Source organism: Brevibacterium sanguinis (assembly GCF_003315415.1).
GTDB lineage: Bacteria > Actinomycetota > Actinomycetes > Actinomycetales > Brevibacteriaceae > Brevibacterium > Brevibacterium celere_A.
Window position 1 is genome coordinate 57,682 of the sequence record NZ_QNSB01000008.1, and the last position, 13,831, is coordinate 71,512.

Below are 13,831 nucleotides of genomic sequence, written 5' to 3' on the forward strand. Positions count from 1 at the left end.
GAAAGGCCTCTGATGTCCGTTCTCATCGATCTCGATCCCGATACCCTCACCTTCGCCCAGGTCGTCGACGTCGCCCGCAATGACGCCAAAGTCGCTCTGAGCGAGACCACCCTGGCCCGCGTCGCGAAGTACCGCGAGGCCATCGACGCACTCGCCGCAGCTCCGAAGCCCGTCTACGGCGTGTCCACCGGCTTCGGCGCGCTCGCCCAGCGGCATATCCCGGCCGAGCTGCGCACCCAGCTGCAGAAGTCGCTCATCCGCTCCCACGCCGCCGGAGTCGGCGAGCCCGTCGAGCGCGAGGTCGTCCGGGCGCTGATGCTGCTGCGCGCCCGCACCCTGGCCACCGGCCGCGCCGGCGTCCGCCCCGAGGTGCTCCAGACCTACGTCGACATGCTCAACGCCGGCATCACCCCGGTCGTCCACGAGTACGGTTCGCTCGGCTGCTCCGGCGACCTCGCGCCGCTGTCGGCCTGCGCCCTCGTCGTCATGGGCGAAGGCGTGGCCGCCGGTCCCGACGGCATCGCCCGCCCGGCGGCCGAGGTCCTTAGCGAGGCGGGGATCACCCCCGTCACCCTCGCCGAGAAGGAAGGTCTGGCGCTGGTCAACGGCACCGACGGAATGCTCGGCATGCTCATCCTCGCCCTCACCGACCTCGAGAACCTCCTCACCGCCGTCGACGTCTCGGCCGCGATGAGCATCGAGGGGCTCTTCGGCACCGACGCCGTGTTCGAGCCGGCCCTCCACTACGCCCTGCGCCCGCACGACGGGCAGGCCGCCTCGGCGGCGAACATGCTCGCCGCGCTCAAGGACTCGCAGATCGTCGCCAGCCACCGCGACTCCACCCACCTGGTCCAGGACGCCTACTCGATGCGCTGCGCCCCGCAGGTCAACGGCGCCGCCCGCGACGCCGTCGCCTTCGCGACCCAGGTCGCCGAGCGCGAACTCCGCTCGGCCATCGACAACCCGGTCGTCCTCACCAACGGCCAGGTGTCCTCGAACGGCAACTTCCACGGCGCGCCGCTGGCCCACGCCCTCGACTTCCTCGCCATCGTCGCCGCCGACGTCGCCTCGATGTCCGAGCGCCGCACCGACCGGATGATGGACCGCTCCCGCAATCAGGACCTCACCCCGTTCCTCGCCGACGACGCCGGCGTCGACTCCGGTCTGATGATCGCCCACTACACCCAGGCGGCGATGGTCTCCGAGGCCAAGCGCAACGCGACTCCTGCCTCGGTGGACTCGATCCCGTCCTCGGCGATGCAGGAGGACCACGTGTCGATGGGATGGTCGGCCGCCCGCAAGCTGCGTAAGGTCGTCGACAACCTCGCCAGCGTCATCGGCATCGAGTTCTACGCCGCCGCCCGCGCCTGCGACATGCGTGAGGTCGCTCCGGCACCGGTCACCGGCGCCGTCATCGCCAAGATCCGTGAGACCGTGCCCGGCCCCGGCCCGGACCGGTTCCTGTCCCCGGAGCTCGCCGACACGATCACCAAGGTCAAGGACGGCACCCTCGTGGCCGCCGCCGAGGCGATCGCGCCGCTGGCCCACACCGTCACGGAGGCGGCCGGAACCTGGCTGCCCCAGGGCGGATCGGCCGCCGTCAACGACCCCGAGTTCACCGCTCTGGGCAACCTCGGCGACGAAGCGAACTGACATGAGCGACGTCGTCTCCCTGCTGCGTCAGATCGAGGACACCGGCCGCGACTCGCGCGGTCCCGGCTACCAGCGTCCCGGGTTCTCCCCGACCGAACGGGAGCTGCGGGACTGGTTCCTCGCCGAGGCGGACCGTCGCGGTCTCGACACCGAGATCGACGCCAACGGCATCACCTGGGCGTGGGCGACCAGCCCGGGTGAGAACGCCGTCGTCACCGGTTCTCACCTCGACTCCGTCCCCGGTGGCGGCGCCTTCGACGGTCCCCTGGGCGTCGCCTCGGCGCTCGCGGCCTTCGACGAGCTCAAGTCCTCCGGCGCGCTCGAGCGGGCCCGGCGCCCGCTCGCGCTGGCGGTGTTCCCCGAGGAGGAGGGCTCGCGCTTCGGCGTGGCCTGCCTCGGCTCGCGTCTCATCACCGGCGCGATCGACGCCGACAGGGCACTGGGCCTCAAGGACGCCGCGGGTGACTCCTTCGCCGATGTCGCGCGTGGCTATGGCCTCGATCCGAACCGGATCGGGCGTGATGAGTCGCGGCTGGCGGGGATCGGATCATTCATCGAACTCCATGTCGAACAGGGCGTCGGGCTGATCAACACCGATCAGGCCGTGGCCATCGGGTCCTCCATCATCGGGCACGGTCGCTGGCACTTCGCGTTCACCGGTCAGGGCAATCACGCGGGAACCACTCCCATGAGCCACCGTGCCGACCCCGTGGTCGCGGCCTCCCGCGTCATCGGTGACATCCCGACGCTAGCGGCCGCCACTGACGCGAGAGCGGTCGCGACCGTCGGGCGCACCCTCATCCACCCGGGCGGCACGAACGTCATCGCCTCGGCGATGAGCTTCTGGCTCGACATCCGGCATGCCGACGACGCCGTCGTCGAGCAGGTGCTCGCGGCGATCTCCGCCCGGGCGCAGGAGCACGCGGCCGGTGCCGGCGTCGCGGTGAGCATCTCCCAGGAGTCGTACTCACCGACGACGCACTTCACCGCCGAGCTCAACGACCGGCTGCGCTCGGTCCTGCCGGACGCACCGATGCTGCCCTCGGGAGCCGGCCACGACGCCGGCATCCTCGCGGCGCACGTGCCCTCCGCGATGCTCTACGTCCGCAACCCGACCGGGGTCTCGCACGCCCCGGAAGAGGCCTGCGAGGACGCTGACGCACGGACCGGAGTGCAGGCGCTGGCCGCGGTGCTCGAACGCGAGCTCGGCGCCGCCGGCTCGAATCCTGCGGGTTCCGGGTCTGCCGGATCCGCGAATCATGCCGGAGGTGGGGAATGAGCACTCAGTACTGGTGCGAGTCGGCCTGGGTCGACGGGGCCTTTGCCACCGGCGTCCTCCTCACCTCGGATGACACCGGCACACTGACCGCGGTCGAGACCGGGATCGCCTCCGCTCCGGCCGGCGCCGAGGTGGTCCCCGGGTTCACGCTGCCCGGCGGCGTCAATGCCCACTCCCACGCGTTCCACCGGATCCTGCGCGGACGCACCCATGGCGACGGCGGCACGTTCTGGACATGGCGCGAGGTCATGTACTCCGTCGCCGCTCGGCTCACCCCGGAGAACTACGAGACCGTCGCCCGCGCCGTGTTCGCGGAGATGCTCGCCGGGGGCTACACCTCGGTGGGGGAGTTCCACTACGTCCACCACGCGCCCGACGGCACCCCCTACGGGGCGAGGGCGGACGCAGCACCGAATGTGGACGCGGCACCGGACGCGGTCGCCTCGGCGGGCTCCGACTCCGGCGCACACGCGATGGAACGGGCACTGGCCCGGGCGGCCGCCTCGGCGGGACTGCGGATCCGACTGCTCGACACCTGCTACCTCACCGGCGGCATCGACACCGAGCTCTCCGCCGAGCAGGCCCGGTTCGGCGACGGCACGATCGACGGCTACCTGGACCGGCACGCCTCTCTGGCGGCCGACCTCGCAGCCGAGTTCCCCGTCGGCGCACCCGGGGAGAGCTTCGTCCGCCTCGGTGCGGCGATCCACTCGATCCGTGCGGTCCCGGCCGCCAACCTGCCGCGCTTCACCGAGCTCACCGGCCCGGTGCACGTGCACCTGTCCGAGCAGCCGGCGGAGAACGAGGCCTGCGAGGCCGCCTACGGCACGACCCCGACGCAGGTGCTCGAGCGCTCGGGCGTCGTCACGACCGACCTCTCGGCCGTCCACGCCACCCACCTGTCCGACGACGACATCACGACCCTCGGGCAGGCGCAGGCGGCGATCGTCATGTGCCCGTGCACGGAGGCCGACCTCGCCGACGGCATCGGACCGGCTCGGGAGCTCGCGGATGCGGGCGCGATCATCGCGATCGGCTCCGATCAGCACGTCGTCCTCGACGCGCTGCGCGAGACCCAGGCCATGGAGGCGGGGGAACGGCTGCGCTCGGGACAGCGCGGACGCTTCTCACCGGCAGAGCTCATCGCCGCGCTCACCGAGGGCGGGGCGAAGAGCCTCGAACTGCCCGTCGGCTCATTGGAACCGGGGAAGGCGTGCGACTTCATCGCGCTGAGGACAGACAGCATGCGCACGTTCGGCTCGGTGGAGGAACAGGTCGTCCTCTCCGCCACTGCCGCCGATGTCCACCTGACGGTCAGCGGTGGACAGGTGCGAGTGCGCGACGGCGTCCACACCGAGCTCGGCGAGATCTCGGCGCTGTACGCGGAGGCGTTCGCGGCGCTGGGTCTGAAGGGCTGAGCCATGGCCGAGTCGGTGTGCCGGGGAACGCGGGTTCCGGACCATGGCTGAGGTCCCCGCCCTGCGGAGATCGGTGGCGATCCTGCGGCACCTCGCCGCCTCGAACCGCCCGATCTCCGCGGGTGCGCTCGTCCGCACCCTCGACATCCCGCGCTCGAGCGCCTATGAGCTGCTCGGGGTCCTCGAGGAGCTCGGACTCGTCGCCCGGGCCGGTTCCGGATACGTCCTCGGCGCCGGAGTCCACGAGCTCGGCAGCTCCTATCTCCGCACGAACCCTCTCCAGCGCCTGGCCCAGCCGATCGTCCGCCAGCTCGCGGAGGACACCTCGGCGACTGCGCAGCTTGCCGTCATCCGGGGATGGGAGACCGTGTACGTGCTCAAGGAGCAGTCGCTGAGATCCGTCGCGGTCATCACCGCGACGGGGGTGCGCATGCCCAGCTACCTCACCGCCACCGGTCGGGCGATTCTCGCGGATCTGCCCAAGTCGGAGGTGCTCGCGATGCTCCAGTCCGAGTCCGGGTTCGTCACCCGCACGGGCAGGGGACCGACGACGGTCAAGCAGCTCAATGCGATCCTCGCCCAGACCAGACGGCTCGGCTGGGCGATCGAGCACGGTGAGGTGACGCCCGGGATCTCGACGATCGCCGCGCCCGTCCACGACGTGCTCTCCCGCCCGATCGCGGCGATCGGCCTGTCGATCTCCGAGGAGTCCTACGCGGAGGATTCCGAGCCGCTCATCGAGAAGGTCGTCGACGCCGCCGCCGAGGTGACCGCCAAGCTCCAGTGACATGCCGGCAGTCGCATACCGCACCGTTGGCCGCACACCCTCCCGTCGGCGTCGCATACCGCCTCACTGGCCGCACACCCTCCCGTTGCACCGCGGTGTTTTACGCGCGACGGTGCGGAGTGCCACAATGGCCGCGTGGCAAGCGAGCCGAACGTCGACCTGTCCGAGATCGCTCGGGTGTGCGAGCGGTTCGGTGTGGCCAGCCTGCGCGTCACCGGGGCCGCCCTGACCGACAGCGAGGTGCCGCCGACGAGCAGCCTCACCTTCCTCGTCGAATTCCGACCCGACGCACAGCGGGACTTCGGCACCTTCTTCACGCTCGGCGACGAACTCCAGCGCATAGTCGGCCGGCCCGTCGAGCTGTTCGATCGCCGCAGCCTGAGCGGTCCCGACGCACCGCCACCCGGCGGCGAGACGCACGTCGTCTATCCCGTCTGAGACCTCGCCACGCAGCTGGTCACTGGTACAGCCGAGGCAGCGGTACGCCATCTGAGTCACCACTCAGCCCTGGCGCGATCATCGCGCATCTGCCTACCCTGGCAGTGTCGACTCGAGCCGGCCGCACGACCTCTGCAGAACAGGAAGGCGCACAATGACGGACGACACCCGCACCGAGGTCGCCACCAAGCACGAACGACTCGTCGCGATCCTCGACGAACGGGCGCTCGACGCCCTGCTCCTCACCACGGCCGGCAGCGTGTCCTGGCTCCTGGCAGGCGCCCGCACCACGGTCGATGCCGCCTCGGGGCCGGTGTTCCAGGCGCTGGTCACACGCACGGGGATCCACTTGGGAATCTCGGCCAATGAGGTCAACCGGATCCTCGCCGAGGAGGTCCCCGAGTCCCTGGCCCACGACGGATTCGTCACCGTCCATCCCGTCCCCTGGCACGAACCGGTGGGCGAGTTCGTCACCTCGGTCCCGGGGGCCGACCAGTGGGCGATCGGGGAGGAAGCCGATCATGCCGCGGCCCTGCGCGGCGCTCGAGCCGTCCTCCTCGACGCCGACCTCGACCGCTACCGGCCGCTCGCCCAGGACCTCGCCTCGGCGATGAGCGATGTCCTCTTCGACGCCTCGCCCGAGATGAGCGAACTCGACCTCACCGCGGGCCTGGCCGGCCGAGCCCGGGCCGGCGGCGTCGAACCCCTCGTCCTGCTCGCGTGCGGGGAGTCGCGGGCGCCGTTCCGGCATCCGCTTCCCACCGAGACGCCGCTGGGTCGGCGGGCCATGCTCGTCATCTCCGGGCGCCGGCGGGGGCTCCTCGCCCACCTCACCCGCTGGGTGCGCTTCGGCGACCCGAAGGACGGAGAAGCGGAGTTCGAGGCGAGGCTCCTCGAGGTCGAAGCCGACATCTTCGCCGACTTGCGCGACGGCCGACCGCTGCGGGACATGATGACGACGATCCAGCGGTCCTATCCGCGGCGATTCGACGCCGAGGAATGGACCCGCCACCATCAGGGCGGCGCCGCCGGCTACGTCGGCAGGGATCCCATGCTCACCCCGGACGTCACCGACGTCATCCGCACCGGCCAGGCCTTCGCCTGGAACCCCAGCGCCTATTCGCCCGAGCTGGGCATCGGGGCGAAGGTCGAGGACACGGTGGTCTTCCACGGCGCGGGTCCGGAACCCATCGAGGTCCTCACCGTCGACGAGCGCTGGCCGACGACCACCGTCAACGGGATCGCGAGGCCGTCGACACTGCAGCTGTGACCACGACCGGGGACGGCGAGTGGTTCTCAGCCGGCCCGGCGGACGGGGAATCGGAGGTGGAGGACGTCCTCGCCCTGGATGACGACGTCCGGGTCCTCGAGCATCAGCGGACCGTCGACCGCCGCCCCGAAGTAGCTCTTGCCGTGACCGAAGACCGTCGGCACGACGTCGATCGCGACGGCGTCGATGAGTCCGAGCTCGAGTGCCTGACCTCCCATATGCCCCGCGGCGACGCCGATGTCACCGTCGGCGGCGAGCTCTCGAGCCCGCGCGATCCCGTCCTCCACCGAGGTGACGAAATGGTATGGCGCCTCGGGGTGCCAGCCCTCGGGTTCGGGCCGGTGGGAGACGACGACCACGTGGTCGCTCGCCGCGGGGTGACCGTCCCAGCCGTTGGTGAGGTCGAACAGTCGGCGGCCGATGACGAGCACCTTCTGCCGTGACCACATCTCGCTGACGTAGTCGGCCGAGGCCGCCGAGACCCGGAACGATCCGCCATGGACCTCGGGGTGGTCGCGGTCGATGATCGGATGGTCCCCGTTGAAGTACCAGTCGTGGAGAGGCCCGACATCGTCGTTCTCGAACGCGATGAAACCGTCGAGAGACGCCACCGCGTGCATGTAGCAGACACCCATCTCAGTTCTCCCTTCCCTCCGGTCCATGTTTGCGGGCCTTGTGGACCGCCGGATCGCAGCGGACCCGGCGGTCGGCTGACCTCCGGCCGGGCCGTCGCCTACCTCCCACCGTCGCCTACCCGCCGGCCGACCGTCGGCGCAGCAGCACTGCCGCCTCGAGATGCTTCGTGTGCGGGAACATGTCGAAGACCCGCGCCTGCTCCACCGCAAAGCTCGGCATCCGGTCGAGGTCCCTGGCGAGAGACTGTGGATTGCAGCTCGAGTACACGACGTGCTCGACGCCGGAGTCCTCGAGGATCTGCGCGAGCCGCGCCCCGATCCCTCGCCGAGGCGGGTTGACGATGACGCAGTCCGGAACCTCGACGTCCGGTGTCGGCGCGAGCGCGTCAGCGGTCGCCGAGGTGGACGTCGGGTCAGCGGTCGTCGCGGAGGTGTCCGCCGGCTCCGAGACCCGACCGAGGGTCGTCTCGGCGAACTCCGTGGCATCGGCGGCGATGAAGCGGACGTCGGCCCCGAGCTCTGCGGCGCTGAGCTTCGCGGATTCGATGGCCTGTTCGCTCACCTCGACCCCGGTCACCCTGCGCTGCGGCGCCGGTCCCGTGGCCGGCCCCTCCGCGACCCCGAAGGAGTCCGCCGGCGCTGAGGAGTCCACGGCCGCGAACGAGTCGACAGCCCCGAAGGAACCCGCGCTCCCGCCACCCGCTGCCGCGCCCATCGACCCGGCGCCCCCGGCGCAGTGCAGCGCGAACCCGCCGACCCCGCAGTAGAGGTCCCACAGGGTGCTCGGGGCGATCTCGTCGACCCAGGCCGCGACCTGGTCGTAGAGGGCGATGGCCACTGTGGTGTTCGTCTGGAAGAAGCTCTGCGGGCGCAGGTGGAGATCGACGCGGCCGAGTCCCATGCGGAGGGAGTCGCCGTGGAGCAGGACCTCGCGGCTGCCCTCGAGGGCGGCCTTGTGCTCGGGCAGGAGGTTGACCGAGACGACGCTCGCGTGCGGGACCAGGCCGAGCAGCCGCTCGCGCCGCGAGGCCAGCACCTCGAGCCCGAACTGGGTGCGGACGACGAAGCGGATCATCAGTTCGCCCGACGGAGCCGCGGTGACATGGACGAACTTCAGCTCACCTCGGCGCCGGGGGACGTCATAGGGGTCGAGTCCGGTGGCGTCGAGGAACTCGGCGAGGACGGGGATGACGGCGCGGATCGCCGGTTCCTGGATGCCGCAGTCGCGCAGGTCCACTCCGTGGAACTCCTGGTCGAGGATGCCGAGGGTGAGCGCTCCCCGGGCCCCGCCGACGGCGAGCTTCGCCCGATTGCGGAAGCCCTCCGCTCCGCCCGTGGCCGCCGGCAGCCAGGATCCGGGCGCGTGATCGGCGAGGACCTCCCGGCACCAGGATTCCTTGGCGCTGACCTGCTGCGGGTAGGGTGTCTCGAGCAGCGCGCAGGAGCGGCAGGCTCCCGCCGCGAAGTAGCGACAGTCGAGGTGCCCGTTCGCCGCTGCAGTGACAGGGAGGGGCGAGGCGGTCATGCTCCCATTTTACCCGCGCCGACCCCGGCGGTAGGCTGGAGGAGCCAAATCGATTTGGCCGCGCGTTCGCCCACCCAGAAGGATGTCATGACCCAGCTGCGCACACTCCACGAGGCACCGACGCTGCTCATCCCCGACCAGGTCCTCCTGCCGACGGGGGCGCAGTCGGGCCACGCGGTGCTCGTCGACGGCGGACGCATCGCCGCAGTCGGACCCGTGGAGGCCGTCGCGGCCGAGGCCCCGGCCGGCGTCGCCCGGGTCGAGTTGCCGAACCGCCTGCTCATGCCCGGATTCGTCGACGCGCACCACCACCTCACGCAGACCTTCGGCAAGTCGCTCGTCTTCGGTGAGCCGTCGGAGATCTTCCAGCGGGTATGGGTGCCGATGGAGAAGCACATGGACGCCGAGGCGGTCGAGGTCGCGACCCATCTCGCCGCCTGGGAGTCGCTGCGCGGCGGCTTCACCACCGTCGCCGACGCCGGCACCCGCGCCGGCGTCGACGTGTCCGCGATCGCCGACGTCACCTCCGCCGTCGGGCTGCGCTGCGTGCTCGGCGTCATCTGCAACGACCTCGGCGGTGGTGGGAGGACCACCGACCTCGCCGAGGTGGTCGCCGCCGCCGAGCGTCACCTGAGCCGCTGGGACGCCGACGGCCTCGTCCATCCCTCGGTCGCGATCTCGATCCCCGAGGCCGCCACGGACGATGCCCTCGTCGTGATCACCTCGCTGGCCCGGGAGGCGGGCGTCCCGTTCCAGACCCACCTCAACGAGCACCTCGCCGCCGTCGAACGGTCCCTCGTCGCCAGCGGCGAGCGGCCGCTGGAACGACTGGCCCGCCTCAGCGCGCTGGGACCCGAGCTCCTCGCCGCCCACGCGACCCTGCTCACCCCGCGCGAGATCCGCCTCCTCGGCGAGGCGGGATCGGCGATCTCCTACAACCCGGTCGCGAGCTCCTGGAAGGGCAACTCCGTGGCGCCGGCCCTGCTCATGCACGAACTCGGCATGCGTGTGGGCCTGGGCACCGACGGCACCCGCTCGGACGCGTTCCGCCTCCTCGACGCCGCCGAGACCGCGCAGCGCCTGACCTGGGGCATGGACGTCGGGGACTCCTCGTCCGGCGGCGGATGGACATGGCTGGAGCAGGGACTGCGCGGCGGAGCGGACGCGGTCGGCCTGGCCGGTTCCATCGGCGAGATCGCCGTCGGCGCGCATGCCGATCTCCTCGTCGTCAACCTCGGCGTGCCCGAGTTCGTGCCCTCGTGGGATGTGCCGTGGGAGCTCGTGCGCATCGCCAACCGGGACCAGATCGACGCGGTCATCGTAGCCGGCCGACTCCGCCTCGAGGGCGGCTGGCCCGTCGACTGGGACGGTCAGGCCCTCCTCGACCGCGCGCGCGAGGTCTCCGAGCGCGTCGTGTCGAACTCCTCGATCACCCTCGTCGACCCTCCGGCGAGCACGCATCGTGAGACGTGGATGAACGAGCGATGACGCTCGTCGCCTTTGTCGTCGTCGCGGTGACGGTCCTCCTCTCGGCCTTCGTGCAGGGCTCGACGGGGATGGGCTTCGCGATGATCACCGCACCCGTCGTCAGCTTCATCGATCCCAGCCTCATCCCGGTGATGCTGCTCGTGCTGATGATCCCGCTCAACGCCTACATCGCGGTGCGGGAGAAGGCGGACATCCACTGGCACGGGGTGAGGTGGATCAGCGTCGGCCGATTCGCCGGGACCTTCCTCGGGCTGTGGATCCTCGTCGTCGTCAATCTCCACCAGCTGGCGCTGCTCATCGGGTGGTCGACGATGATCGCGGCGCTCGTCGCACTCCTCGCCCCCAAGTTCAGCCCCAACCGGACGGCGCTGACGACGGTCGGCATCATCACCGGCGTCACGGAGACCTCGACGGGAGTGGGCGGACCGCCCTACGCGCTGGCCTACCAGCACAGCCCCGGTCCCGAGCTGCGCTCGACCGTCGCGGTGTGCTTCCTCGTCGGCGAGGTGATCTCACTCGTCGTGCTGGCGCTCAGCGGCCAGATCTCCGGACACACGATGCTCGTCACCGCCGGCCTGCTGCCGTTCCTGGCCGCGGGATCGTTCCTCAGCAGGTACGTCCACCACCGCCTCGACGGTCCGGTGCTGCGCTACACGGTGCTCGGCTTCGCGATCGTCTCCGGCGCCATCGTCATCGTCCAGGCATGAGCAGCATTCGCCGGTTCATCCGCCCGGCACTGCCGTCGCGCACTCGTCCAGTAGTCTGAGGGCATGGGTTCCTCCTCTCGTCCGCAGCGGGCGACCATCGCCGACGTCGCGCGGGCGGCCGGGGTGTCGCGCACGACGGTGTCCCATGCGCTCAACGGTCTCGGCAAGGTCAATCCGAGCACCCGGGCGAAGGTCGAGGAGGTCGCCGCCGCCCTCAACTACCGGCCCAGCTCCCGCGCCCGCGGCCTGCGCTCCGGGCGCACCCAGGCGCTCGCCCTCCTGTCCTCGATGCCCTCGGCCGTGTCCGCCGGCCCCTCCCAGCTGGGGTTCTTCACCGAACTCGCCATGGGCTGCGCGCGCACGGCACTGCTGCGCGACTACGTCTTCGTTCTCGCACCGCCAGGCGACAACCGGCGCAACCTCGACCACCTCGACGTCGACGGAGCCCTCGTCCTCGAGCCGGCACCGGGCGACCCGCTCCTCATCGAGCTCCGCGACCGCGGCATCCCCTTCGTCGTCATCGACGGCCCCGCCGAGGTTCCGGCCGCGGATGCGAAGGACGGCCCCGCCGAGGCGGGCGGACCCGCCGCCAGTGCCCACCTCGACAACGCCCGCACCGAGGGCAATACCCCCGTGGTCGACCTCCACCACACGGCGACCGCCGAGCTGATGATCTCGCACCTGCGCGAGCGCGGGTCGGCGCAGCCGAGTCTCCTCGTCGGCGCGAGCGGCCGGCATGCTCAGCAGGCGGCGATCGACGTCTACCGCAGGTTCGCGGCGGCGTCCGGCTTCACGCCGCTCGTCGCCGAGGTGGCCGAGTCCGAAGGTGAGGCCGGGGCGGCTCGGGCCGCCGCACGACTGCTCGGCGAGCATCCGGAGATCGACGGGATCTGCGTGCCCATCGACGCCTTCGCGACGGGGGCGGTGCGAGCGGCCGCGGAGGCCGGGCGCCGCATCGGGACCGACCTGCTTGTGGCGACGCGCTACGACGGGATCCGCGCGCGGACGTCCGTGCCGCCCTTGACCGCGGTCGATCTGCACCTCGAGGATGTCGCCGCGGTCGCCGTCGATCGCCTCATCGCCGTCCTCGAGGGCGCGGGGGAAACGGAGAGGGCCGCCGAGGCGCTCGCCTCGGCGGCCCCGCTCCCGACGTTGATCGTGCGGGAGTCGACCGGCGGCTGATTACTCCGCGGTGCCCCTCGCCTCGGAGGTGGGCGACGGCTTCTGCGACGTCGCCTCGGCGTCGGAATCCTTCCTCCGTCCGTGATTGAACAGCAGGTTGAGCACGACCGCGGTGAAGGCGCTCATCGCGACGCCGCTGCTGAGCAGGGACGCGACGCTCGGCGGGAACCGGGAGTACATGCCCGGGATGAGGACCGGGAGCAGCCCCACGCCGAGCCCGACGGTCGCGGTGATGAGGTTGCCGGTGTGGTGGAAGTCGACGCGGGAGAGCATCTGCACGCCGAGAACGGCGATGATGGCGAAGACGACGACGGCGGTGCCGCCGACCGCGGCGGCGGGGATGCCGCCGAGGACCCGCGCCAGGGGACTGAAGCCGATGAGGATGAGGATGATGCCGGCGATCGCGGTGACGAAGCGGCTGCGCACCCCGGAGGCGCGGACGATGCCGACGTTCTCGCCGCTGGTGACCATCGGCGTGCACCCGAAGAGCCCGCCGAGCAGGGTGATGATCCCGTCGGCGCGGACCACGCGCGGGACATCACGGCTCGGAGTGACCTTGCGCTCGACGATCTCGCCGTTGATGATCGTCTGTCCCGTCGCCTCGGCCATGGACGCCAGTGCCCACAGGAGCATGGGGATGGCGGCGATGAGGTCGAACTTCGGCATCCCGAACGGGAACAGGGTGGGGGCCGCGACGAGCGGGCCGGCGAGCTGATCGCCGAACGAGGTCATCCCGAGGAACGCGCCGACGACGGTGCCGGCGACGAGCCCGATCGCGATCGAGAGCCGGCCCCAGATCCCGGGGAGGAAGCGGAAGCACAGGACGGTCGCGGCGATCGTGACGAAGCCGAGGAGGAGGTTCCTCGGGTCCCCGAACTCGGGGCTGTCGGGCTGGCCGGTGATGAGCTTGCCCGTGACCTGGATGAGGTTGATCCCGATGACGATGACGATGACGCCGATGACCAGCGGCGGGAAGTACTTGAGCACCCGCACGAACAGGGTGACCGCGAGGATGTAGAACACCCCTGTGAGGATGACCGCGCCGACCGCCGTCTGCAGATCCGTGCCCTGCCCGATCGAGATGAAGAGCACGGTGCCGGCGCCGCCGGGCAGCATGACGAAGGGCAGGCGGACGCCGAGCTTCCACACCCCGACCGACTGGAGGATCGATCCCAGGCCCGAGAACACGAGCACGGCCGAGAGCAGCGCCGAGGTCATGTCCTGGGGGAGCTCGAGCGCCTTGGTGATGAGGAAGACCGCGGAGATCGGCGTCGCCACCATGACGAGGACATGCTGGATCGCGAAGGGGATGAGCTTGTGCACAGGTCGCAGCTGATCGACGGGGTGGACGCCGTCAGTGACCTCGGTGGGTGCGGGCATGAGTGCCTCTCGCCTGAGAAGAGAAGGTGATCAGGCCTGAGTTTATCAGGAGCCAAATCGATTTGCTCG

General features: G+C 70.8%; 12 protein-coding genes. 9 read left to right on the plus strand and 3 right to left on the minus strand.

Annotated elements, in window-relative coordinates; translation table 11 throughout:
* The first annotated feature begins 12 nt into the window (after positions 1-12).
* The 6 genes from hutH to DFO65_RS12255 all read left to right on the plus strand — a co-directional run bounded on the left by hutH (position 13) and on the right by DFO65_RS12255 (position 6,845).
* The gene (gene hutH / locus DFO65_RS12230) at positions 13-1,653 is read left to right on the plus strand and encodes a histidine ammonia-lyase (RefSeq protein ID WP_245940712.1); all 1,641 of its coding nucleotides are present in this window, start codon (positions 13-15) and stop codon (positions 1,651-1,653) included.
* A gap of 1 nt (position 1,654) precedes the next feature.
* Positions 1,655-2,932 (plus strand): allantoate amidohydrolase, encoded by a 1,278-nt coding sequence (locus DFO65_RS12235; RefSeq protein ID WP_113904722.1) that lies wholly within the window; start codon positions 1,655-1,657, stop codon positions 2,930-2,932.
* Entirely contained in the window at positions 2,929-4,350 is a 1,422-nt protein-coding gene (locus tag DFO65_RS12240; protein ID WP_113904723.1) for an amidohydrolase family protein, read from the plus strand. Before DFO65_RS12235 ends, DFO65_RS12240 begins: the two co-directional genes overlap by 4 nt.
* Before the next feature lie 43 nt (positions 4,351-4,393).
* Positions 4,394-5,137 (plus strand): IclR family transcriptional regulator, encoded by a 744-nt coding sequence (locus DFO65_RS12245; protein WP_113904724.1) that lies wholly within the window; start codon positions 4,394-4,396, stop codon positions 5,135-5,137.
* A 135-nt stretch (positions 5,138-5,272) separates the two neighbouring features.
* Positions 5,273-5,575: a toxin-antitoxin system toxin subunit gene (locus DFO65_RS12250; protein ID WP_113904725.1), complete on the plus strand. Its 303-nt coding sequence runs from the start codon at positions 5,273-5,275 to the stop codon at positions 5,573-5,575.
* 154 nt (positions 5,576-5,729) lie between these two features.
* Positions 5,730-6,845, plus strand: a complete 1,116-nt coding sequence (locus DFO65_RS12255; RefSeq protein ID WP_113904726.1) for a M24 family metallopeptidase — start codon at positions 5,730-5,732, stop codon at positions 6,843-6,845.
* A 26-nt stretch (positions 6,846-6,871) separates the two neighbouring features.
* On the opposite strand, the gene DFO65_RS12260 is transcribed toward DFO65_RS12255, so the two are convergent.
* Positions 6,872-7,480 (minus strand): dihydrofolate reductase family protein, encoded by a 609-nt coding sequence (locus tag DFO65_RS12260; protein WP_113904727.1) that lies wholly within the window; start codon positions 7,478-7,480, stop codon positions 6,872-6,874.
* 115 nt (positions 7,481-7,595) lie between these two features.
* Positions 7,596-9,005 (minus strand): methyltransferase domain-containing protein, encoded by a 1,410-nt coding sequence (locus DFO65_RS12265; protein WP_113904728.1) that lies wholly within the window; start codon positions 9,003-9,005, stop codon positions 7,596-7,598.
* An 87-nt stretch (positions 9,006-9,092) separates the two neighbouring features.
* On the opposite strand from DFO65_RS12265, the gene DFO65_RS12270 reads away from it, so the two are divergent.
* The 3 genes from DFO65_RS12270 (at position 9,093) to DFO65_RS12280 (ending at position 12,382) form a co-directional block, all read left to right on the plus strand.
* Positions 9,093-10,493, plus strand: a complete 1,401-nt coding sequence (locus tag DFO65_RS12270) for an amidohydrolase family protein (protein ID WP_113904729.1) — start codon at positions 9,093-9,095, stop codon at positions 10,491-10,493.
* A complete protein-coding gene (locus DFO65_RS12275) occupies positions 10,490-11,200 on the plus strand; it encodes a sulfite exporter TauE/SafE family protein (RefSeq protein WP_113904730.1) in 711 nt (236 codons plus the stop codon). Before DFO65_RS12270 ends, DFO65_RS12275 begins: the two co-directional genes overlap by 4 nt.
* Positions 11,201-11,263: 63 nt before the next feature.
* The gene (locus DFO65_RS12280) at positions 11,264-12,382 is read left to right on the plus strand and encodes a LacI family DNA-binding transcriptional regulator (RefSeq protein WP_113904731.1); all 1,119 of its coding nucleotides are present in this window, start codon (positions 11,264-11,266) and stop codon (positions 12,380-12,382) included.
* Here DFO65_RS12280 and DFO65_RS12285 read toward each other — a convergent pair whose 3' ends face one another.
* Positions 12,383-13,762 carry a uracil-xanthine permease family protein gene (locus DFO65_RS12285; RefSeq protein WP_113904732.1) on the minus strand — a complete coding sequence of 460 codons (1,380 nt, stop codon included), beginning with the start codon at positions 13,760-13,762 and terminating at the stop codon, positions 12,383-12,385.
* Positions 13,763-13,831: the final 69 nt, after the last annotated feature.

Bases quoted from the DNA above. Each gene is read 5' to 3' on its own strand.
- DFO65_RS12285 (WP_113904732.1), bottom strand. From the start codon at position 13,762: ATGCCCGCACCCACCGAGGTCACTGACGGCGTCCACCCCGTCGATCAG.
- DFO65_RS12275 (WP_113904730.1), top strand. From the start codon at position 10,490: ATGACGCTCGTCGCCTTTGTCGTCGTCGCGGTGACGGTCCTCCTCTCG.
- DFO65_RS12240 (WP_113904723.1), top strand. From the start codon at position 2,929: ATGAGCACTCAGTACTGGTGCGAGTCGGCCTGGGTCGACGGGGCCTTT.
- DFO65_RS12280 (WP_113904731.1), top strand. From the start codon at position 11,264: ATGGGTTCCTCCTCTCGTCCGCAGCGGGCGACCATCGCCGACGTCGCG.
- DFO65_RS12270 (WP_113904729.1), top strand. From the start codon at position 9,093: ATGACCCAGCTGCGCACACTCCACGAGGCACCGACGCTGCTCATCCCC.
- DFO65_RS12245 (WP_113904724.1), top strand. From the start codon at position 4,394: ATGGCTGAGGTCCCCGCCCTGCGGAGATCGGTGGCGATCCTGCGGCAC.
- DFO65_RS12255 (WP_113904726.1), top strand. From the start codon at position 5,730: ATGACGGACGACACCCGCACCGAGGTCGCCACCAAGCACGAACGACTC.
- DFO65_RS12235 (WP_113904722.1), top strand. From the start codon at position 1,655: ATGAGCGACGTCGTCTCCCTGCTGCGTCAGATCGAGGACACCGGCCGC.
- hutH (WP_245940712.1), top strand. From the start codon at position 13: ATGTCCGTTCTCATCGATCTCGATCCCGATACCCTCACCTTCGCCCAG.
- DFO65_RS12260 (WP_113904727.1), bottom strand. From the start codon at position 7,480: ATGGGTGTCTGCTACATGCACGCGGTGGCGTCTCTCGACGGTTTCATC.
- DFO65_RS12265 (WP_113904728.1), bottom strand. From the start codon at position 9,005: ATGACCGCCTCGCCCCTCCCTGTCACTGCAGCGGCGAACGGGCACCTC.